The 20,773-nt window shown below is 43.3% G+C and carries 18 protein-coding genes, 3 tRNA genes, 3 rRNA genes, 1 other RNA gene and 1 pseudogene; 22 read left to right on the top strand and 4 right to left on the bottom strand.

Going from position 1 to position 20,773, the window contains the following annotated elements:
• Window positions 1-4: 4 nt before the first annotated feature.
• The 3 genes and pseudogenes from serS to M1D81_RS00105 all read left to right on the top strand — a co-directional run bounded on the left by serS (window position 5) and on the right by M1D81_RS00105 (window position 2,432).
• Window positions 5-1,279 (top strand): serine--tRNA ligase, encoded by a 1,275-nt coding sequence (gene serS, locus M1D81_RS00095; protein WP_456265958.1) that lies wholly within the window; start codon window positions 5-7, stop codon window positions 1,277-1,279.
• A gap of 596 nt (window positions 1,280-1,875) precedes the next feature.
• Window positions 1,876-2,211 (top strand): annotated as a pseudogene (locus tag M1D81_RS00100) (methyl-accepting chemotaxis protein); the annotation flags it as partial.
• 128 nt (window positions 2,212-2,339) lie between these two features.
• Window positions 2,340-2,432: transfer RNA gene (locus tag M1D81_RS00105), tRNA-Ser, on the top strand.
• Window positions 2,433-2,521: 89 nt separating this feature from the next.
• Here M1D81_RS00105 and M1D81_RS00110 read toward each other — a convergent pair.
• From M1D81_RS00110 to M1D81_RS00125, 4 genes are all read right to left on the bottom strand, one after another.
• On the bottom strand, window positions 2,522-3,181 hold the full coding sequence (locus M1D81_RS00110) for a deoxynucleoside kinase (RefSeq protein ID WP_003218104.1): 660 nt from the start codon (window positions 3,179-3,181) through the stop codon (window positions 2,522-2,524).
• The gene (locus M1D81_RS00115) at window positions 3,178-3,801 is read right to left on the bottom strand and encodes a deoxynucleoside kinase (protein ID WP_024425759.1); all 624 of its coding nucleotides are present in this window, start codon (window positions 3,799-3,801) and stop codon (window positions 3,178-3,180) included. The genes M1D81_RS00110 and M1D81_RS00115 overlap by 4 nt, the downstream gene beginning before the upstream one ends.
• Before the next feature lie 85 nt (window positions 3,802-3,886).
• Window positions 3,887-5,134 carry a glycosyl hydrolase family 18 protein gene (locus M1D81_RS00120; RefSeq protein WP_456267176.1) on the bottom strand — a complete coding sequence of 416 codons (1,248 nt, stop codon included), beginning with the start codon at window positions 5,132-5,134 and terminating at the stop codon, window positions 3,887-3,889.
• Between the two features lie 99 nt (window positions 5,135-5,233).
• Window positions 5,234-5,788 (bottom strand): isochorismatase family cysteine hydrolase, encoded by a 555-nt coding sequence (locus M1D81_RS00125; RefSeq protein WP_024426742.1) that lies wholly within the window; start codon window positions 5,786-5,788, stop codon window positions 5,234-5,236.
• Window positions 5,789-5,867: 79 nt separating this feature from the next.
• On the opposite strand from M1D81_RS00125, the gene tadA reads away from it, so the two are divergent.
• From tadA to M1D81_RS00220, 19 genes are all read left to right on the top strand, one after another.
• Window positions 5,868-6,344: a tRNA adenosine(34) deaminase TadA gene (tadA, locus tag M1D81_RS00130; protein WP_024426741.1), complete on the top strand. Its 477-nt coding sequence runs from the start codon at window positions 5,868-5,870 to the stop codon at window positions 6,342-6,344.
• Window positions 6,345-6,420: 76 nt separating this feature from the next.
• Window positions 6,421-6,685, top strand: an RNA gene (gene ffs / locus M1D81_RS00135) — signal recognition particle sRNA large type.
• 330 nt (window positions 6,686-7,015) lie between these two features.
• Window positions 7,016-8,728, top strand: a complete 1,713-nt coding sequence (gene dnaX, locus M1D81_RS00140) for a DNA polymerase III subunit gamma/tau (RefSeq protein ID WP_456265957.1) — start codon at window positions 7,016-7,018, stop codon at window positions 8,726-8,728.
• Between the two features lie 26 nt (window positions 8,729-8,754).
• Window positions 8,755-9,078, top strand: a complete 324-nt coding sequence (locus M1D81_RS00145; RefSeq protein ID WP_008342011.1) for a YbaB/EbfC family nucleoid-associated protein — start codon at window positions 8,755-8,757, stop codon at window positions 9,076-9,078.
• 15 nt (window positions 9,079-9,093) lie between these two features.
• Window positions 9,094-9,690, top strand: a complete 597-nt coding sequence (gene recR, locus M1D81_RS00150; RefSeq protein ID WP_003218094.1) for a recombination protein RecR — start codon at window positions 9,094-9,096, stop codon at window positions 9,688-9,690.
• An 18-nt stretch (window positions 9,691-9,708) separates the two neighbouring features.
• Window positions 9,709-9,933 carry a YaaL family protein gene (locus M1D81_RS00155; protein WP_024425764.1) on the top strand — a complete coding sequence of 75 codons (225 nt, stop codon included), beginning with the start codon at window positions 9,709-9,711 and terminating at the stop codon, window positions 9,931-9,933.
• A 66-nt stretch (window positions 9,934-9,999) separates the two neighbouring features.
• Window positions 10,000-10,263 carry a pro-sigmaK processing inhibitor BofA family protein gene (locus M1D81_RS00160; RefSeq protein ID WP_024425765.1) on the top strand — a complete coding sequence of 88 codons (264 nt, stop codon included), beginning with the start codon at window positions 10,000-10,002 and terminating at the stop codon, window positions 10,261-10,263.
• A 320-nt stretch (window positions 10,264-10,583) separates the two neighbouring features.
• Window positions 10,584-12,132 (top strand): 16S ribosomal RNA (locus tag M1D81_RS00165).
• Between the two features lie 95 nt (window positions 12,133-12,227).
• A tRNA-Ile gene (locus tag M1D81_RS00170) sits at window positions 12,228-12,304 on the top strand.
• Between the two features lie 14 nt (window positions 12,305-12,318).
• A tRNA-Ala gene (locus tag M1D81_RS00175) sits at window positions 12,319-12,394 on the top strand.
• A 98-nt stretch (window positions 12,395-12,492) separates the two neighbouring features.
• A 23S ribosomal RNA gene (locus tag M1D81_RS00180) occupies window positions 12,493-15,423 on the top strand.
• 61 nt (window positions 15,424-15,484) lie between these two features.
• Window positions 15,485-15,600 (top strand): 5S ribosomal RNA (rrf, locus tag M1D81_RS00185).
• The 16S, 23S and 5S rRNA genes sit together here with 2 tRNA genes alongside, the layout of an rRNA operon.
• A 171-nt stretch (window positions 15,601-15,771) precedes the next feature.
• Complete coding sequence (locus M1D81_RS00190) at window positions 15,772-15,963, top strand: sigma factor G inhibitor Gin (protein WP_024425620.1); 192 nt, start codon at window positions 15,772-15,774, stop codon at window positions 15,961-15,963.
• A gap of 127 nt (window positions 15,964-16,090) precedes the next feature.
• Entirely contained in the window at window positions 16,091-16,705 is a 615-nt protein-coding gene (locus M1D81_RS00195; protein WP_048239524.1) for a 5-bromo-4-chloroindolyl phosphate hydrolysis family protein, read from the top strand.
• Between the two features lie 18 nt (window positions 16,706-16,723).
• The gene (locus tag M1D81_RS00200; RefSeq protein ID WP_456265956.1) at window positions 16,724-17,788 is read left to right on the top strand and encodes a toxic anion resistance protein; all 1,065 of its coding nucleotides are present in this window, start codon (window positions 16,724-16,726) and stop codon (window positions 17,786-17,788) included.
• A gap of 77 nt (window positions 17,789-17,865) precedes the next feature.
• The gene (locus M1D81_RS00205; protein WP_456265955.1) at window positions 17,866-19,275 is read left to right on the top strand and encodes an aminotransferase class I/II-fold pyridoxal phosphate-dependent enzyme; all 1,410 of its coding nucleotides are present in this window, start codon (window positions 17,866-17,868) and stop codon (window positions 19,273-19,275) included.
• On the top strand, window positions 19,272-19,910 hold the full coding sequence (tmk, locus tag M1D81_RS00210) for a dTMP kinase (protein WP_048239529.1): 639 nt from the start codon (window positions 19,272-19,274) through the stop codon (window positions 19,908-19,910). Before M1D81_RS00205 ends, tmk begins: the two co-directional genes overlap by 4 nt.
• A gap of 79 nt (window positions 19,911-19,989) precedes the next feature.
• Window positions 19,990-20,319, top strand: coding sequence for a cyclic-di-AMP receptor (locus M1D81_RS00215; RefSeq protein WP_024425625.1), 330 nt, complete (start codon window positions 19,990-19,992; stop codon window positions 20,317-20,319).
• A 12-nt stretch (window positions 20,320-20,331) separates the two neighbouring features.
• Complete coding sequence (locus tag M1D81_RS00220; protein WP_456265954.1) at window positions 20,332-20,772, top strand: YaaR family protein; 441 nt, start codon at window positions 20,332-20,334, stop codon at window positions 20,770-20,772.
• Window position 20,773: the final 1 nt, after the last annotated feature.

Consider the following 20,773-nt stretch of genomic DNA (forward strand, 5'->3'; position numbering starts at 1 on the left):
ACACATGCTGGATATTAAACAACTGCGCACGGACTTTGATCAAATCAAAGAAAAATTGGCACACCGAGGCGAAGATTTAGCGGATTTTGATAAGTTTGGTGAGCTAGATCAAAAAAGAAGAGAATTAATCGGGAAAACAGAAGAATTAAAGAGCCGAAGAAATGAAGTATCACAGCAAGTGGCCGTTCTAAAAAGAGAAAAGAAAGACGCCGATCACATTATTCAAGAAATGCGTAAGGTAGGAGATGAGATTAAGAAGCTGGATGATGAGCTAAGAACAGTAGAAGAAAGCCTGCAGCACATCCTGTTCTCAATTCCAAATATCCCTCATGACTCTGTACCAGTTGGTGAAACAGAAGACGACAACGTGGAAGTGAGAAAATGGGGCGAACAGCCAGCCTTCTCATTTGAGCCAAAACCACATTGGGACGTAGCTGATGAACTCAACATCCTTGATTTTGAACGTGCAGGAAAAGTGACAGGAAGCCGTTTCGTTTTTTATAAAGGGCTTGGCGCCCGCTTAGAGCGCGCATTATATAACTTTATGCTTGATTTACATGTGGATGAGTTTGGTTTTACTGAAGTGCTTCCACCTTATATGGTCAACAGAGCAAGTATGACAGGAACTGGGCAGCTTCCAAAATTCGAAGAGGATGCCTTTAAAATACGTGAAGAAGATTACTTCCTCATTCCAACAGCTGAAGTGCCGATTACCAACATGCATCGTGACGAAATTCTCGAAGGTGACCAGCTGCCAATCAACTATGCAGCATTCAGTGCTTGCTTTAGATCAGAAGCTGGATCTGCCGGAAGAGATACACGTGGACTCATCCGTCAGCATCAATTTAACAAGGTAGAGCTTGTGAAATTTGTCAGACCAGAAGATTCTTATGAAGAATTAGAGAAACTAACAAATCAAGCAGAAAAAGTTCTTCAGCTACTGAACCTGCCATACCGCGTCATGAGTATGTGTACTGGAGATTTAGGCTTCACAGCTGCGAAGAAATACGATATCGAAGTGTGGATTCCGAGCCAGAATACGTACCGTGAAATTTCTTCTTGCAGTAACTTCGAAGCATTCCAGGCAAGACGTGCAAACATTCGTTTCCGTTCAGAGCCTAAAGCGAAGCCAGAACATGTCCACACATTAAATGGATCTGGATTAGCGGTAGGAAGAACCGTAGCAGCAATTTTAGAAAACTATCAACAAGAGGACGGCACAGTGATCATTCCTGAAGTACTGCGTCCTTATATGGGAAATAAAGAAGTGATGAAATAAGATGCCGTCAAGGCATCTTTTTCTTTTTACCAAAAGTCCTACAGTTTTCCTGAATTTAGCCGATAAAAAAATTAAAAGCTTCTAGGAAAGAAGGAATAACCTTGAATAAGCTTGACTATTATGTAGAAATGGCTCATTTACTTAGAAAGGTACTAGATGAAAGTATTCTTTTCGGCATCACAGATACAGAAAAGATACTTTGTTATTACCCGTCTAACACAATAGATTTTGGTATGAAAGTTGGAGACCCATTGAACTTAGAAGACCAAAATGTGGCGACGACATTAAGAGGACAAGAATATGACGGTCATTTACCAGAGCATTTATATGGTTATGAAATTGCTGTAAAAGGTTACCCGATTTTTGATGAAGACAGAAAAGTAATTGGCTCTTTTTTAGTGGCATTTTCACATCATCGTGAAAAGAAATTAAGTGGTTATATGGAGCAAATCAATAAAGTAGCGAAAGAACTCCAAGGTGGAATTGAGCAAATTGCTGCACATTCACAAGAACTGGCTGCCACAAGTTTAGAAATAAGCGAACAGGCAGGAAGAGCGGAAGAGAAATCTGCGAATATTGAAGAAGTCGTCAAAACCATCGGCGGAATTGCTAGACAAACAAATCTGCTCGGTTTAAATGCTGCAATTGAAGCCGCAAGAGCAGGAGAGAACGGAAAAGGGTTTGCTGTCGTTGCTGATGAAGTTCGCAAATTATCAGATGGCTCGAAGGAAGCGGCTGAAACCATTAATACATTTTTAAAAGAAATCCAAGACAGCATTGGCACTTTGTCTGAAAACATCTCACAAATCAGCAGCTCAACAAATGAACAAGCCAAACAAGTGACAGACTTTACGAAGATTATCGAGTCATTAAATGAGTTTAAAGTAGAGATGAATCAGTTTATTGAAGAAATTAGACAGGATACGAAATAGATCACGAGCAGCCGTTAATGGCTGCTTTTTTATAGGCAAATATCATGCCGAAATCACATATTGAAATTTTTTTCGAAAAGATGTTGACTTCAAATAAAATGATATGGTATATTAGTTCTTGTCGATACGGAGGAATACCCAAGTCCGGCTGAAGGGATCGGTCTTGAAAACCGACAGGGGTGTCAAAGCCCGCGGGGGTTCGAATCCCTCTTCCTCCGCCATATTGATTTTTTACCTTAGTTGAATTGAACGCAAGCATAAAAATTGGAAATTGTCAAACCGCTGCATTTCGCGAATGCAGCGGTTTTTTTTATTTTGTTTTAGAGCGATTTTTTTGAATAACAGAAGCTATTTCATGAAGAATGGGATCAAGTGAGCTTTCATCATGAAGTAAGTCGTAATCTTCAATATTAATTTTAATCACTGGGCATAAATCAAATTGTTCGATCCATTCCGTGTATCGAGTGTACATTTCTTCCCAATAAGCCCGGTCAGTTTGAGTTTCCATCTCTCTGCCGCGTTCCTCAATACGATGTAAAATATGATCTAAATCCCCGTGTAGATAGATGAGGACATCAGGGTGAGGGAAGTAAGGTGTCATCACCATCGCCTCAAATAGGCTTGTATACGTTTCATAATCAACCTCAGACATCGTACCTTTGTCCGCATGCATTTTTGCAAAAATGCCAGTATCCTCATAAATGGAACGATCTTGTACATATCCTCCGCCAGATTCAAAAATCCGCTTTTGCTCCTTAAAACGCTCAGCTAGGAAATAGACCTGTAAGTGGAAGCTCCATCTTTGGAAATCTGAATAAAAAGGCTCTAAATATGGGTTATCATCTACTTTTTCAAGAGAGGTTTGAAACCCTAGCTTGTCCGCTATTGTTTTGGTCATAGTTGATTTGCCGACACCAACAGTCCCGGCAATTGTGATGACTGCGTCCTTTGGTATTTCGATATTGTTCATAGCACTTGCTCCTTTATGTTCTGTACAATTTGCTGGTAATCTTGCTGTGAGGAAACGAAGTCTGTATGATCTCCTTCAATTGTAATGATAGGAAGCCCTGGCTCAGTCTGTTTTAAATGTTCAATAGCCAGCTCGTAATCTTCAATGAGTGTTTTTAAATAAGCTGGGTCAATGTCTTCTTCAAAAGAGCGTCCTCTCATCTGTATTCTTTCAAGTAAGGTGGGAAGGCTGGCTTTTATATAGATCATGGCATTTGGTTTAGGAAGATCGTCTGTTAGCAGGTGATAGATCTTTCTGTATTTATCCATGTGCTTTTTTGATAATGTTCTTTCTGCAAATATCATATTTTTATAGACGTGATAATCAGTGACAACTGGCTGCTGTTTATTCACATAGTTTTCTTCAATTGATTCTAACTGTTTGAACCGATTGCATAAAAAGAACATCTCAAGCTGAAAGCTCCATTGTTCCATATCTTCATAAAATTTATCTAAGAATGGATTTTCTTCTACAATCTCTTTTACTAAAGGAAATTGAAATTCCTTCGCAAGCATTGTAGCCAAAGTTGTTTTTCCGGCTCCAATCGGGCCTTCCACTGCAATAAAAGGGGCAGGATACATAGGCGTTCTCCTCTATCTATAAAGTTAAAGTTGTCAAACCAATGTATATTGTACCATACCCCTTCTAATAGATAGAGTGAATGGATTACGATGTCGTTCTTTTTTCAATATTAAATTGATCTGATAATAAGAGCCAATTTTGTGGGAAAGATAGACCTAATTTCCAATAAGCAATGCCGTTCAAATTTAGCTCTTTGATGAGGTTGAACTTTGCTTGAATTGATCTAGCGTCTTCGAACCAGACCTCATGCTCTTTGTTGTTGGCATCTGTATAACGAAAATGGGGTGCTTGTGCTGTTTCGTCGTATAAGATAGAGACATTGTGCTCTCTAGCAAGTGCAATTGCTTGTTGAGGACTGACGGCTTTGGCTATGGGGCCGCCCTGGACGAAAGGAAGTGTCCAATCATAGCCGTATAAATTCTGCCCCATTACAATTTTATTGGCAGGTATGACAGTTAGTGCATATTCAATGACTTGGCGGACAGGTCCAATTGGAGAGACAGCTTGTGGAGGGCCGCCGCTGTATCCCCATTCATAGGTCATCAACACAACGTGATCGACGATCTTACCGATCGCTTCATAGTCATGGGCTTCATACCATTTGCCCTTTTGCTGACTACTTGTTTTTGGTGCAAGTGCAACAGATATTGTCCATCCTTCTTGATGGAAACGGGCTGTTGCTTCTCTTAAAAATTGAATATAAGCATCTTTATCAACAGGGCGTAAATATTCAAAATCAAAATGGATTTCCTTGAATTGATACTTTTTGGCAACACGAACAATTTCATTTAAAAATGCCGTTTTGACAGATTGGTTAGTTAAAAGAATACGCCCAAGTTCATCACTGAATTTTTCATTCTCTAGATTTGTCACCACCATGGTTAATACAGTTCTGTTCTGAGCGGCAATCTGGGGTAGTTGGTCTAACGGTGGTTCTCGCAGTGTCCCATCTCTTTGTGCTTGAAAACTAAAGACGTCTAAATGGGTTAAGTATGGGGAGGCCTCTCTAGCTGCCTGCTTTAAGTTTTCACTGACTTGATTTCCCCGTGGTTCAATATAAGCATTGGAATTAATGTTCTTTTTCGGTCTTTGTGGAATATAGAGCAAGAAACGAATAGGCAGTATCGCTTCAGGCCGAATTCTGTTCACGCGTGCCAATTCTTCCACTGAGATTTGAAACCGTCTACCAATTTGATATAGTGTGTCATTTTGTTTGACCTCATAAAATTGACCTCTAATTGGAATGACAATTGTTTGTCCAATGACGAGTTGATTTGGTGCTTCGATTTCGTTAGTACGGATGATTTCATTGACTGTCGTTTTAAAACGCATAGCAATGTCGTTTAAAGTATCTCCTCTTTTGACAACATAAATTTGAATAGTCAACGCCCCCTTTGTTATTGCTAACAATTTATGAGGGTTATAGCTAAATCATGTTTGATTTTCATTCGTGATTTCCTTAGCGGTAGTGATTTTGGCTAGAAGAACGTTCTCCATCATCGTTAAAGCGTAGTCGTTATCTCTGTCGTCGTTTGAAGCGATACAATCTTTAGGTACAATTAGATTGTATTCTCGCATGTATGCGTCATTTGCAGTGAACAAAACGCAAATGTTTCCGGCAATCCCAGTTAGAATAATGTCCTCAACACCTAATTCATTTAAGAGTGTCTCTAGTGCAGTACCGTAGAAGGCAGAATGCTTAGGTTTGATTAAGAAGTAATTATCTTTAGATGGTGTCATTTTCTCTAAAATAGGAGCGCTTCTTTCGTTTTTGCATGTTTCCATAACAGCTTGGATATCAGCCTTCCAAAGTCCGTAGTGATCGTTGATATAAATGATTGGCCAATTTTCCTTGAAAGCATGTTGTTTAAGAGCTAAAATTTTATTGGTCATTTGCTCTGTTTTTTCTGCAAGCACATGTCCCATTTCAAAATCAAAATCATTAATCATGTCGATAATAAGCAGCGCCTTTTTTTGCTTTGACAAAATAAGACCCCCTTTAAAAGATTGTGATAATATGTTAACCTCAATTTCCTTTTAAAAAACATGAAAAGAGAGCCGTGCCATGACGAAAGATGAAAAGTTTATGCAAGAAGCCATTTCTGAAGCCTTAAAAGCAGAACAAATAGGGGAAGTGCCGATTGGTGCGATCATTGTTGTTGATGATCAAATCGTGAGCCGGGCTCATAATTTAAGGGAAAGTGAGCAGCGTTCGATTGCACATGCAGAATTACTTGCTATTGATGAAGCATGTAAAGCGACAGGGAGCTGGCGTTTAGAAGATGCTGTGCTTTACGTTACGCTTGAGCCATGCCCAATGTGTGCGGGTGCTATTGTTCTCTCTAGAGTGAAAAAGGTCGTTTTTGGTGCATACGATCCAAAAGGTGGATGCGCAGGTACTTTAATGAATTTACTGGATGATGAACGGTTCAATCATCAGTCTGAAGTCATCGGTGGTGTACTTGAAAATCAGTGTGGTGAGCTGTTAAGTCAGTTCTTCAGAAATCTCCGTCAGCGAAAGAAACAAGCCAAAAGTAAATGAATGGATGTCGTTTGCAATTTGAGCTATAAGAAGGTATACTTATGTCTGCGTCACTAACAATTTAATATTCATTTTGCCGTGCTAAGCGGGGAGGTAGCGGTGCCCTGTACTCGCAATCCGCTCTAGCGAGGCCGAATCCCTTCTCGAGGTTCGTTTACTTCAAGGTCTGCCTTAAATAAGTGGTGTTGACGTCTGGGTCCTGCGCAATGGGAATTCATGAACCATGTCAGGTCCGGAAGGAAGCAGCATTAAGTGAAACCTCTCATGTGCCGCAGGGTTGCCTGGGCCGAGCTAACTGTTTAAGTAACGCTTGGGGTAGCGAATCGACAGAAGGTGCACGGTAAATCAATATTAAATGTAACTCATCTAGTTTAACTAGGTGAGTTTTTTGTTGCTGTTCAAAGAATAGCTTAACTGCTTTGGTTATACAAATAGATAAAAAGTCTTTTTGGAGCCATTTGTTTTTTTCACTAATCGCAAAAAGAACTGGTGTTCTGTTTGGAGTTTCAGGTCTTTTTACAAAGCTAGAAAATACGTTTTTAATACATGGAAAGTAGAAAATCTCTAGTTGAAATCATCTTTTTGGCATATTAGAAAATAAAGGTGTGCTTTTGAATTGATCGGTGCATCATGTATAATGAAAAGGATGATAAATGGAGGAGGGCGTATTTGTGAGTTATCAAGCTTTATATCGAGTGTTCAGACCTCAAGTTTTTGAGGATGTTGTTGGACAAGAACACATCACAAAAACGTTGCAAAATGCCCTTTTGCAGAAAAAGTTTTCTCATGCTTACTTATTTTCAGGTCCTAGAGGAACAGGTAAAACAAGTGCTGCCAAAATCTTTGCTAAGGCAGTGAACTGTGAAAAGTCACCTGTTAGTGAGCCGTGTAATGAATGTGATGCCTGTAAAGGGATTACAAACGGTTCAATTTCAGACGTGATTGAAATAGATGCTGCCTCGAATAACGGGGTAGATGAAATCCGGGATATACGTGATAAAGTGAAATTTGCTCCTTCGGCGGTTACATATAAGGTTTATATTATAGATGAAGTACATATGCTCTCTATCGGTGCATTTAATGCTCTCCTTAAAACGCTGGAAGAACCGCCTGCTCATTGTATCTTTATTTTGGCTACCACAGAGCCCCATAAGATTCCTCTTACCATCATATCTCGTTGTCAGCGATTTGATTTTAAACGAATCACGACTAAAGATATTGTTGGAAGAATGGAGAAAATTGTAGATGCAGAAGGCCTTGACGTACAGGAGGGTTCGCTCGAGATTATTGCTAGTGCAGCTGATGGCGGTATGCGTGATGCACTAAGCCTCTTGGATCAAGCGATCTCATTTAGTGGTGAACAATTGACAATTGACGATGCGCTGCTCATTACAGGTGCTGTATCTCAGCATTTCATTAGTCAGCTTGCTGAAGCAATTTTTGATCAAAATATTGCCACAGCGTTAGATACATTAAATGAATTGCTTCAGCAGGGGAAAGATGCTGCTAAATTAATAGAGGATATGATTTTTTACTTTAGAGATATGCTGCTTTATAAAACGGCACCAGATCTCGAGGGGGTACTTGAAAAGGTAAAGGTCGACGAAAGTTTCGTGGCGCTGTCAGATCGTGTGACACCTCAGTTTCTGTATGAAACAATTGAAGTCCTGAATAAAAGCCACCAAGAAATGAAATGGACGAATCATCCAAGGATTTTCTTTGAGGTAGCTGTTGTAAAGCTGTGTCAGTCAACAGCAGGATTGACACAAGGTCATGCTGAAGCTGATTTAACGGCGCTAACAGATAAAATAAACCGGCTGGAACAGGAATTGTCAAGGCTAAGAACCGAAGGTGTACCAATGTCTCCATCTCATAGCCCTCAAGAAAAAAGGGAAGCGCCTCGACCACAAACAAGTAACAAAAATGGCTATCGTGCTCCTGTCGGCCGAATTCATGAGATTCTAAAAGAAGCGAAACGGCCTGAGTTAGAAAAAATTAAAGGCAAATGGGGAGAGCTCCTTGCCCAGTTGAAACAGCAGAATAAGGTGTCTCACGCTGCGTTATTAACGGACAGTGAGCCAGTTGCGGCTGCTTCGCATGCCTTTGTTTTAAAATTCAAATTTGAAATACATTGTAAAATGGTTGCTGAAGATAAAAGCGGTGTTCGGACCAATCTTGAACAACTGCTAGAGTCTATGTTAGGAAAAAGAGTGGAATTAGTTGGCGTTCCTGACGCTCAATGGGGTAAAATAAGAGAAGAATTTTTAAGAGATCATCAGCCGGATGAACAAGCAGATGGTCAGGGAACTTCTACTGAAGAGGATCCATTGATTGCGGAAGCAAAAAAATTAGTAGGAACTGATTTAATTGAAATTAAAGATTAATAAAAATGAAAGAGAGTGGTGTTCATATGCGCGGTGGAATGGGAAATATGCAAAAAATGATGAAACAAATGCAAAAAATGCAAAAGGATATGGCGAAGGCTCAAGAAGAGCTTGCAGAAAAAGTTCTTGAAGGTACAGCTGGTGGCGGTATGGTCACTGTCAAAGTAAATGGACAAAAAGAAGTCGTTGATGTAGCAATTAATGAAGAAGTTGTTGATCCAGAAGATATCGATATGCTTCAAGATCTTGTACTTGCTGCGACAAACGATGCATTGAAAAAAGTCGATGAGCTAACGAATGAAACGATGGGTCAATTCACAAAAGGAATGAACATGCCAGGTTTATTCTAGGAGGAATAACTGAAGATGCAATATCCTGAACCAATATCAAAGCTGATTGACAGCTTTATGAAATTGCCAGGAATCGGACCGAAAACTGCGGTCCGTCTGGCTTTTTTTGTTCTTAGTATGCAGGAAGATGTCGTACTAGATTTTGCGAAGGCGCTTGTAAATGCAAAGCGTAATTTAACTTATTGTTCGGTATGCGGTCATATCACAGACCAAGATCCTTGCTATATTTGTGAAGATACAAGAAGAGATCAATCTGTTATCTGTGTAGTGCAGGATCCAAAAGATGTAATCGCAATGGAAAAAATGAAAGAATACAACGGCTTATATCATGTGCTTCATGGTGCCATTTCGCCAATGGACGGAATTGGCCCAGAGGATATTAAAATTCCTGACCTATTAAAAAGATTGCAAGACGATCAAGTGACAGAGGTGATCCTTGCAACCAATCCAAACATTGAAGGAGAAGCAACAGCCATGTATATCTCCAGATTGTTAAAACCATCAGGAATTAAACTCTCTCGCATTGCTCACGGACTTCCAGTAGGCGGGGATTTAGAGTATGCGGATGAAGTTACACTGTCTAAGGCTCTAGAAGGCAGACGTGAGATGTAGGAAGGAGAAGTACGGTACATGGGTTTTCTTCGCAGAAAATCAATTCGAAAAGAATTCGATGAGAAATTAATTCAACAGCTTTTTAAGCAAAAGGAAGAATGGAACAGACAAAAAAAGCTTGTCGCAAATAGCGTTGAGCCTTCACCGGACATTCTATTCGAATTAAAGCTTGCTCAAGCGAAGTACTTTTTCTATCTGAGAGAAGCGAAAAAGAGGAATTTACGTTTAAACAACTGGAAATAGCAGGTCTATTATACATAGTCCTCTCATATGCTTGTACTATTCATATGAAGAGGAGATGAGAGGATTATGGAACCTGTTATTGTGATCGGGTCAATTTTGCTAGCTGTGCTATTGTTGTTTATGTCAGGTGTGCAGGCGAATCCATTCAAATGGTTAGGGCTTATCGGAGTGAAGTTTATAGCAGGCGCTCTTTTTTTATTTTGCCTCAACCTATTTGGCGAGAGTCTAGGATTACATGTCTCTATTAACCCTGTAACGAGTGGAATTAGTGGTTTATTGGGTATTCCGGGCGTAGCAGCTTTAATCGTTATTGAAAAGTTTATTATTTAATGAAAAATATTATTGACTTTGATTCGATAGGGTGGTAAATTAATATACGTCGCTGATGACGAAGAAACGAAAAAACATAACAACAAAAAAGTTGTTGACACTAACAACTTGGATGTGATAAGATGTTCTAGTCGCTTCTGAAGCGGTAAACAAGTTCTTTGAAAACTAAACAAGACAAAACGTACCTGTTAATTCGAGTTTTTTATAAAAAAATCCTATGATACTTCATAGGTAGTCAGTCAAACTGGCGAGGCAGGAAATGATCACATGCTAAGTTCGCTACATCGTGTAGCAACGCATGTGTGATATGCATCCTGCATACCTCGGAGAGTTTGATCCTGGCTCAGGACGAACGCTGGCGGCGTGCCTAATACATGCAAGTCGAGCGGACAGAAGGGAGCTTGCTCCCGGATGTTAGCGGCGGACGGGTGAGTAACACGTGGGTAACCTGCCTGTAAGACTGGGATAACTCCGGGAAACCGGAGCTAATACCGGATAGTTCCTTGAACCGCATGGTTCAAGGATGAAAGACGGTTTCGGCTGTCACTTACAGATGGACCCGCGGCGCATTAGCTAGTTGGTGGGGTAATGGCTCACCAAGGCGACGATGCGTAGCCGACCTGAGAGGGTGATCGGCCACACTGGGACTGAGACACGGCCCAGACTCCTACGGGAGGCAGCAGTAGGGAATCTTCCGCAATGGACGAAAGTCTGACGGAGCAACGCCGCGTGAGTGATGAAGGTTTTCGGATCGTAAAGCTCTGTTGTTAGGGAAGAACAAGTGCGAGAGTAACTGCTCGCGCCTTGACGGTACCTAACCAGAAAGCCACGGCTAACTACGTGCCAGCAGCCGCGGTAATACGTAGGTGGCAAGCGTTGTCCGGAATTATTGGGCGTAAAGGGCTCGCAGGCGGTTTCTTAAGTCTGATGTGAAAGCCCCCGGCTCAACCGGGGAGGGTCATTGGAAACTGGGAAACTTGAGTGCAGAAGAGGAGAGTGGAATTCCACGTGTAGCGGTGAAATGCGTAGAGATGTGGAGGAACACCAGTGGCGAAGGCGACTCTCTGGTCTGTAACTGACGCTGAGGAGCGAAAGCGTGGGGAGCGAACAGGATTAGATACCCTGGTAGTCCACGCCGTAAACGATGAGTGCTAAGTGTTAGGGGGTTTCCGCCCCTTAGTGCTGCAGCTAACGCATTAAGCACTCCGCCTGGGGAGTACGGTCGCAAGACTGAAACTCAAAGGAATTGACGGGGGCCCGCACAAGCGGTGGAGCATGTGGTTTAATTCGAAGCAACGCGAAGAACCTTACCAGGTCTTGACATCCTCTGACAACCCTAGAGATAGGGCTTTCCCTTCGGGGACAGAGTGACAGGTGGTGCATGGTTGTCGTCAGCTCGTGTCGTGAGATGTTGGGTTAAGTCCCGCAACGAGCGCAACCCTTGATCTTAGTTGCCAGCATTCAGTTGGGCACTCTAAGGTGACTGCCGGTGACAAACCGGAGGAAGGTGGGGATGACGTCAAATCATCATGCCCCTTATGACCTGGGCTACACACGTGCTACAATGGACAGAACAAAGGGCTGCAAGACCGCAAGGTTTAGCCAATCCCATAAATCTGTTCTCAGTTCGGATCGCAGTCTGCAACTCGACTGCGTGAAGCTGGAATCGCTAGTAATCGCGGATCAGCATGCCGCGGTGAATACGTTCCCGGGCCTTGTACACACCGCCCGTCACACCACGAGAGTTTGCAACACCCGAAGTCGGTGAGGTAACCTTTATGGAGCCAGCCGCCGAAGGTGGGGCAGATGATTGGGGTGAAGTCGTAACAAGGTAGCCGTATCGGAAGGTGCGGCTGGATCACCTCCTTTCTAAGGATATATGGAGCAGCGTGCGTTTTCGTCTTGTTTAGTTTTGAAGGAACTTGCAAAAGATCCTACAACATCATATCTTCGATATGAAAGATGGGCCTGTAGCTCAGCTGGTTAGAGCGCACGCCTGATAAGCGTGAGGTCGGTGGTTCGAGTCCACTCAGGCCCACCATCTTCTATTAAATCGGGGCCTTAGCTCAGCTGGGAGAGCGCCTGCCTTGCACGCAGGAGGTCAGCGGTTCGATCCCGCTAGGCTCCACCAACGTGTTCTTTGAAAACTAGATAACAATAAGTAATACATTCACATTGAATGCAATGCAAAGTTCATCACACATAGTGATTCTTTCTAAAGTAAGAAATGGTTAAGTTAGAAAGGGCGCACGGTGGATGCCTTGGCACTAGGAGCCGATGAAGGACGGGACGAACACCGATATGCTTCGGGGAGCTGTAAGCAAGCTTTGATCCGGAGATTTCCGAATGGGGAAACCCACTGCTCGTAATGGAGTAGTATCCATACTTGAATACATAGAGTATGAGAAGGCATACCCGGGGAACTGAAACATCTAAGTACCCGGAGGAAGAGAAAGCAAATGCGATTCCCTGAGTAGCGGCGAGCGAAACGGGAACAGCCCAAACCAAGAGGCTTGCCTCTTGGGGTTGTAGGACACTCTATACGGAGTTACAAAGGAATGATATAAGCGAAGAGGTCTGGAAAGGCCCGCCAAAGAAGGTAACAGCCCTGTAACTGAAATATTATTCTCTCCAGAGTGGATCCTGAGTACGGCGGAACACGTGAAATTCCGTCGGAATCCGGGAGGACCATCTCCCAAGGCTAAATACTCCCTAGTGACCGATAGTGAACCAGTACCGTGAGGGAAAGGTGAAAAGCACCCCGGAAGGGGAGTGAAATAGATCCTGAAACCGTGTGCCTACAAGTAGTCAAAGCCCGTTAACGGGTGATGGCGTGCCTTTTGTAGAATGAACCGGCGAGTTACGATCCCGTGCAAGGTTAAGCAGAAGATGCGGAGCCGCAGCGAAAGCGAGTCTGAATAGGGCGCATGAGTACGTGGTCGTAGACCCGAAACCAGGTGATCTACCCATGTCCAGGGTGAAGTTCAGGTAACACTGAATGGAGGCCCGAACCCACGCACGTTGAAAAGTGCGGGGATGAGGTGTGGGTAGGGGTGAAATGCCAATCGAACCTGGAGATAGCTGGTTCTCTCCGAAATAGCTTTAGGGCTAGCCTCAAGGTAAGAGTCTCGGAGGTAGAGCACTGATTGGACTAGGGGCCCCTACCGGGTTACCGAATTCAGTCAAACTCCGAATGCCGATGACTTATCCTTGGGAGTCAGACTGCGAGTGATAAGATCCGTAGTCGAAAGGGAAACAGCCCAGACCGCCAGCTAAGGTCCCAAAGTATACGTTAAGTGGAAAAGGATGTGGAGTTGCTTAGACAACCAGGATGTTGGCTTAGAAGCAGCCACCATTTAAAGAGTGCGTAATAGCTCACTGGTCGAGTGACTCTGCGCCGAAAATGTACCGGGGCTAAACGTATCACCGAAGCTGCGGACTGTTCTTACGAACAGTGGTAGGAGAGCGTTCTAAGGGCTGTGAAGCCAGACCGGAAGGACTGGTGGAGCGCTTAGAAGTGAGAATGCCGGTATGAGTAGCGAAAGACGGGTGAGAATCCCGTCCACCGAATGCCTAAGGTTTCCTGAGGAAGGCTCGTCCGCTCAGGGTTAGTCGGGACCTAAGCCGAGGCCGAAAGGCGTAGGCGATGGACAACAGGTTGATATTCCTGTACCACCTCCTCACCATTTGAGCAATGGGGGGACGCAGGAGGATAGGGTAAGCGCGGTATTGGATATCCGCGTCCAAGCAGTTAGGCTGGGAAATAGGCAAATCCGTTTCCCGTAAAGGCTGAGCTGTGATGGCGAGCGAAATTTAGTAGCGAAGTTCCTGATTCCACACTGCCAAGAAAAGCCTCTAGCGAGGTGAGAGGTGCCCGTACCGCAAACCGACACAGGTAGGCGAGGAGAGAATCCTAAGGTGATCGAGAGAACTCTCGTTAAGGAACTCGGCAAAATGACCCCGTAACTTCGGGAGAAGGGGTGCTTCTTAGGGTGTTAAAGCCCCGAGAAGCCGCAGTGAATAGGCCCAGGCGACTGTTTAGCAAAAACACAGGTCTCTGCGAAGCCGTAAGGCGAAGTATAGGGGCTGACGCCTGCCCGGTGCTGGAAGGTTAAGAGGAGCGCTTAGCGTAAGCGAAGGTGCGAATTGAAGCCCCAGTAAACGGCGGCCGTAACTATAACGGTCCTAAGGTAGCGAAATTCCTTGTCGGGTAAGTTCCGACCCGCACGAAAGGCGCAACGATCTGGGCACTGTCTCAACGAGAGACTCGGTGAAATTATAGTACCTGTGAAGATGCAGGTTACCCGCGACAGGACGGAAAGACCCCGTGGAGCTTTACTGCAGCCTGATATTGAATGTTGGTACAGCTTGTACAGGATAGGTAGGAGCCTTGGAAACCGGAGCGCTAGCTTCGGTGGAGGCATCGGTGGGATACTACCCTGGCTGTATTGACCTTCTAACCCGCTGCCCTTATCGGGCAGGGAGACAGTGTCAGGTGGGCAGTTTGACTGGGGCGGTCGCCTCCTAAAATGTAACGGAGGCGCCCAAAGGTTCCCTCAGAATGGTTGGAAATCATTCGCAGAGTGTAAAGGCACAAGGGAGCTTGACTGCGAGACCTACAAGTCGAGCAGGGACGAAAGTCGGGCTTAGTGATCCGGTGGTTCCGCATGGAAGGGCCATCGCTCAACGGATAAAAGCTACCCCGGGGATAACAGGCTTATCTCCCCCAAGAGTCCACATCGACGGGGAGGTTTGGCACCTCGATGTCGGCTCATCGCATCCTGGGGCTGTAGTCGGTCCCAAGGGTTGGGCTGTTCGCCCATTAAAGCGGTACGCGAGCTGGGTTCAGAACGTCGTGAGACAGTTCGGTCCCTATCCGTCGCGGGCGCAGGAAATTTGAGAGGAGCTGTCCTTAGTACGAGAGGACCGGGATGGACGCACCGCTGGTGTACCAGTTGTTCTGCCAAGGGCATCGCTGGGTAGCTATGTGCGGACGGGATAAGTGCTGAAAGCATCTAAGCATGAAGCCCCCCTCAAGATGAGATTTCCCATTCCGCAAGGAAGTAAGATCCCTGAAAGATGATCAGGTTGATAGGTCTGAGGTGGAAGCGTGGTGACACGTGGAGCTGACAGATACTAATAGATCGAGGACTTAACCTATATTCTAATGTGAAGCATGAACATTGTTATCTAGTTTTGAGAGAACATTCTCTCCATCAGGTTTGGTGGCGATAGCGAAGAGGTCACACCCGTTCCCATACCGAACACGGAAGTTAAGCTCTTCAGCGCCGATGGTAGTTGGGGGTTTCCCCCTGTGAGAGTAGGACGCCGCCAAGCTTCTATAAGGATCAGTTCCAGTCGGAACTGGTCTTTTTTGTTTTTTAAGAAAAGGAACAAACACTCGATCTGACATGGATACATATACTAAACTACCATCTAAAACATTCTTAATTTTGTATACAATTGAAAGCGCTAGGGCATACTGAAGCTATAAGTGGAGGTGTCACAATGAGCAAAAAAGAGCGAGAAGCGATTTGTTTGATTTGTGAAGAGAAAAAAACAAAGGGAATTTATTTATATCATCAGTTTTTGTGCCGAGAATGTGAGAGAAAGTTAATTTCTACATCGACCTCGGATCCTAGCTATGCCGATTATGTTAGAAAGCTTAAAAATCTTCATACGCCGCCTTTGTATTCATAGACCATTAGATGGTCTTTTTTTTGAGCTATGAAGGATTGGGCCTGTTTTTTGGAACTTAGTTTGGACATCATCCGTAATTAATAATAAGATAAACAGAGAGCCTGATTATTCATAGGAGTCGATGAACATGAAATCAATCTTTTATACATTTATATGGGCCATCCTCTCTACTTTTTTTTCGCTTGTGATTTTAACCGTCAGTATTGGGGTTTTCCATCATCATGCTGGATTATCGATACTGTATGCGATGATGGGGTGGGGCGTGATGTTTGCAGGGAGCAGATGGGTTGCTTTCCAGTTGTTTTTAAAGAAACACGGACTGTCTCGTAGTGATTATGTATATATCAAACAGCATTTAAAAGAAGCAGGACAAAAGCTCGTACGTTTAAAGAAGGCTTTATTTGCTGTGAAGAACGTACAGACGATCAAACATAATTATGAAATTCTCCGACTTGCACGACGAATCTATACGATTACAAAAAAAGAGCCGACCCGATTTTATGATGCACAGCGTTTTTATTTCGAAAGCTTGGATTCTGTCGTTGAACTAACTGAAAAATATGCACTATTGTATAACCAGCCTGATCGCAGTCATGAGCTGGAAATGACACTAAGTCAAACTCGAGTGACGCTGACAGAACTGCAAAAGCAATTGACGAATGATTTGCAGCAAGTATTAGGAAGAGACATAGAAGCCCTTCATATTGAGCTTGAAGTAGCAGATAAAATGATAAAGAAATAATGAAAGGAGTCAAACGCAATGAAACCAGAAGATCACATCACATCATCATCTGCTTCCACTACAGATCTTCAGTTTCGGGTGTTTGATACCTTATCCGATGAGGAGAAACAAGAAGCCATACAGCGTGCTGAGCAGATCCCTGACAATCCGCAAAAGCTGCTTTTCTATGGTACACGTGTTCAGGAACGATTACTGGAACAATCACAACAAATGATGAAATATGTGGAGAAAAAAGATATCGATCAAATAGGAGACGTGCTTGAGGCCTTTTTGCACCAGCTGCATGTAGTAGAACCGGAGGACTTACTGCCAAAGAAGCAGGGCTTTTTTTCGAAGTTATTTCGGCGGGAGAAGCGTTCTACTCAGGAAATCATATCGCGTTTTCAACATGCAAAATCACAGATCGAGAGATTATCAGCAAGGCTTCGTTACGCAAAAGGCGGATTAATCTCGGATCATATGTTATTAGAGCGTTTATTTGAAGAAAATCAAACTTTTTTCCAAGAGATGACGCTGCAGGTTGCAGCAGTTGAAGCGAAAATGACAACTTTAGAGAAGCGGATCATATCAGAAACGGAGCAGACCGGTAATCGGACTATAGAGGAGCAATTGATGAGTCAGGAAGTCAATGCAGAAGAATATATGGAGAGGCTGAAGGAACGGAAATATGATTTGCTGCTAAGCCGGCAAATTGCGTTGCAATGTAATGCCCAAATTCGAATGATCCAGCATACCAATCATACATTGGCCAATCACATTCAATCAACTGTTTCAGCATCTATTCCTCTATGGATCAACCAAATGTCGATTGCATTAACGCATATTCAGCAGCGTGCCAATTCAGCTCTTGAGAATCGAATCCAAAAAACATATGAAAAGGTATCAAAGCAGCAGGGGGAGCTTCTTGAAGAGGCAGCTTTTGCACCTATAGATACATTGAAAAAGGTTCAACGCCAATTAGCTGAAACCTTACAGGAAACGTTACAGGTGAAAGAGCTTGGAAGCCATGAGCGAGCCCAATTGAAAAACAGCATGTATGAGGCCGAACAGCAGCTGACGAATTACCAGCCAATAAAGGAATGAGAATCCATCTTTCGGTTCCCTTGTATGAACGTTATAATAGATATAAGATATCGTTAAAGTGAAAAGGGTCGATTTGTTTGAAAACACCTTTATATACAGCATTAGTACAACATGCGGAAAAGAAACCTTATTCTTTCCACGTTCCAGGACATCACAATGGAGATGTCTTTTTTGATGAGGCACGGACTTATTATGACTCAATTCTTCAGCTGGATGTAACAGAGCTTGAAGGATTAGATGATCTTCATCATCCAACTGGTGTGATTCAAGAGGCTGAACATTTATTGGCAAAGCTATATGGATCAGATCAAAGCTTTTTCCTTGTGAATGGGACAACTGTCGGAAATTTAGCGATGGTGATGGCAGCCTGTCGTGCGGGAGATGAGATTTTCGTCCAGCGAAATTGTCATAAGTCTGTTTACCATGCGATTGAGCTTGCAGGAGCCACGCCTATTCTGATAGAAGCTGAGGTAGATCCACATCTGCATGTTCCAACACATGTGACAGATGAAACAGTCAAAAAAGCCATAGTCAAACATCCTAATTGCCGGGCGATCGTTTTGACTTATCCAAACTACTACGGACATGCAGCTGATTTATCAAAACTGATACACATGTGCCACGAAGCAGGCATGATCGTTTTAGTTGATGAGGCACATGGTGCACATTTTGTATTAGGCGGCGCTTTTCCCCCATCGGCTCTTTCCTATGGAGCTGACGTGGTGGTACAATCAGCACATAAAACCCTTCCGGCCATGACGATGGGATCCTACCTTCATCTTCAGGGAGGGCGAATGGATGCAAAACGTTTGAAAACATTCCTCACGATGCTTCAAAGCAGTTCTCCATCCTATCCAATTATGGCCTCATTAGATGTGGCAAGAGCTTATGTCGAGGAGATCAAGAAAAAAGGGATCTTGGATGGAATCATGAAAGGGCTGGCAGAGCTGAAAGATGAGTTCAACCGTATACGTCAGCTTGAAGTGGTCGAGTCTGAGTTGCTTTCTAACGATCCGTTAAAATGTGTGATTCGTTCAACAAAAGGGCTGACTGGTTATGAACTAAAACGAGTACTTGAATCAGTGGAGGTTCACCCAGAGCTTGCCGACGAACATCAGGTTTTACTTGTCTTTGGTTTAGAACAGAAGAAGGATATCCCTTTTAAACGGATAGAGCGGGCCCTTAATCAAAGCGATTCATTGCTCAAAGGAAAAGATCATTTCCAAAGAGAGGCCCTGGCTGATGACAACGATGAGCATAGACAAGATATAGAAGCTGTCCCATTTGAACATGCAGCAGGACGGGTTAGTGCAGAATCGGTTATTCCATATCCACCGGGTATTCCTTTGATCGTTAAGGGAGAGCGTATTGAAATCGATCAAATTGCGGCTTTAAGCCGTTTACTTGGACATCAAGTTCATGTTCAAGCCAGTCAGGTGATTCACCAGAGAAAATTATATGTTTATATAGAAGAGGAGACACTATGAGCGGTATGTTTATTACGTTTGAAGGGCCAGAAGGTGCCGGAAAAACGACAGTGATTCAAAAAGTGTATGAAGAAATGGAACGCCAAGGATATGCAGTGATGGCGACACGTGAGCCTGGCGGTATTGACATTGCAGAGCAGATTCGTGAAGTCATTTTAAATGAAAAAAACACAAAAATGGACGCGAAAACAGAAGCTTTGCTATATGCAGCCGCAAGAAGGCAGCATTTGGCTGAGAAGGTAGAACCGGCATTACAGCGCGGGCAGACAGTTTTATGTGATCGTTTTGTCGATAGCTCCCTTGCTTATCAAGGCTATGCGAGAGGACTTGGGATTGAAGAAGTAAAGTCAATTAACGACTTTGCTATCAATGGCACGATGCCGCAAATGACCATTTATTTTTCAATTACACCTGAGGAAGGGCTAAAGCGAATTGATGCCAACCAAGGGAGAGAAAAGAATCGATTAGACATGGAGACGCTGAATTTCCACCAGCTGGTCAGAGAAGGTTATGAACTGCTTATTGCACAATCGCCAGAACGATTCCGTGTAGTGGATGCGTCTCAGCCGATGCAGGCTGTCTATGAAGAAGTCCTTCAATTGATTCAGGACACATTAAAGCAAAATCAAATATGACCTAATTCCCAATCGTTGTTATAATATAGAGGAAGACATCGGCATGTCATCTGTGCCTAAAATAAAGGAGGCCAATCAAATGAAATTAATTGTTGCCGTTGTACAGGACCAAGATAGCAGCAAGTTGTTGAAAATATTGACTGAACATCATTTCGGCGTGACAAAATTAGCTTCAACTGGTGGGTTTTTAAAGTCTGGGAATACGACTTTTATTATTGGTTGTGATGATGTCCGGGTGGATAAAGCATTACAGCTTATAAAAGAAAATTGCCGTAAACGTGATCAAATGATCGCGCCTGTCTCCCCAATGGGCGGAAATGCAGATTCATACGTACCATACCCTGTTGAGGTTGAAGTTGGCGGAGCTACTGTTTTTATTCTGCCAGTTGAACAATTTCATCAATTTTAAGGATGGGTTGCTGTGAAAATTAATCAAGATATGCGGCTGCGTTTAGAAAAGCGTGAACTTCAAGCGATGAAAGGAAGTCAGACATCTGCCTCCTTTAAAGCTTCGATGGAGACGCAAAGCGGCAAACTGCGCTTAGAACAGCTGACGGTCATGCTGAGTGATATTGAAGTGTTCGGAAAAAAGCTCGCAAAGTCACGAAACCTAAAGGATTTGGCTAGGTTTAAAGGTCTGGTGAAGCGCTTTGTAAAAGAGACAGTCGATAATGGATTAAATATAGAAACATCAAGAAGCTTTGACATTTATGGCAACACACGTACACTTGCTTTAGTCAAAGCCTTAGATGAGAAGCTGGTTGAATTAACCGAGGAAATGATGGATCAAGAGAAACCATCTATTGATTTGCTTGAACGTATTGGAGAAATAAAAGGTTTATTGATTAACCTTTACACATAGA

Source organism: Bacillus sp. JZ105, assembly GCF_053903125.1.

What these genes read in the sequence shown, in the direction of transcription:
- serS (WP_456265958.1), top strand. Translation starts at nt 5, where the DNA reads ATGCTGGATATTAAACAACTGCGCACGGACTTTGATCAAATCAAAGAA.
- M1D81_RS00110 (WP_003218104.1), bottom strand. Translation starts at nt 3,181, where the DNA reads ATGAACAATATCGAAATACCAAAGGACGCAGTCATCACAATTGCCGGG.
- M1D81_RS00115 (WP_024425759.1), bottom strand. Translation starts at nt 3,801, where the DNA reads ATGTATCCTGCCCCTTTTATTGCAGTGGAAGGCCCGATTGGAGCCGGA.
- M1D81_RS00120 (WP_456267176.1), bottom strand. Translation starts at nt 5,134, where the DNA reads ATGCGTTTTAAAACGACAGTCAATGAAATCATCCGTACTAACGAAATC.
- tadA (WP_024426741.1), top strand. Translation starts at nt 5,868, where the DNA reads ATGACGAAAGATGAAAAGTTTATGCAAGAAGCCATTTCTGAAGCCTTA.
- M1D81_RS00145 (WP_008342011.1), top strand. Translation starts at nt 8,755, where the DNA reads ATGCGCGGTGGAATGGGAAATATGCAAAAAATGATGAAACAAATGCAA.
- recR (WP_003218094.1), top strand. Translation starts at nt 9,094, where the DNA reads ATGCAATATCCTGAACCAATATCAAAGCTGATTGACAGCTTTATGAAA.
- M1D81_RS00155 (WP_024425764.1), top strand. Translation starts at nt 9,709, where the DNA reads ATGGGTTTTCTTCGCAGAAAATCAATTCGAAAAGAATTCGATGAGAAA.
- M1D81_RS00160 (WP_024425765.1), top strand. Translation starts at nt 10,000, where the DNA reads ATGGAACCTGTTATTGTGATCGGGTCAATTTTGCTAGCTGTGCTATTG.
- M1D81_RS00190 (WP_024425620.1), top strand. Translation starts at nt 15,772, where the DNA reads ATGAGCAAAAAAGAGCGAGAAGCGATTTGTTTGATTTGTGAAGAGAAA.
- M1D81_RS00195 (WP_048239524.1), top strand. Translation starts at nt 16,091, where the DNA reads ATGAAATCAATCTTTTATACATTTATATGGGCCATCCTCTCTACTTTT.
- M1D81_RS00200 (WP_456265956.1), top strand. Translation starts at nt 16,724, where the DNA reads ATGAAACCAGAAGATCACATCACATCATCATCTGCTTCCACTACAGAT.
- tmk (WP_048239529.1), top strand. Translation starts at nt 19,272, where the DNA reads ATGAGCGGTATGTTTATTACGTTTGAAGGGCCAGAAGGTGCCGGAAAA.
- M1D81_RS00215 (WP_024425625.1), top strand. Translation starts at nt 19,990, where the DNA reads ATGAAATTAATTGTTGCCGTTGTACAGGACCAAGATAGCAGCAAGTTG.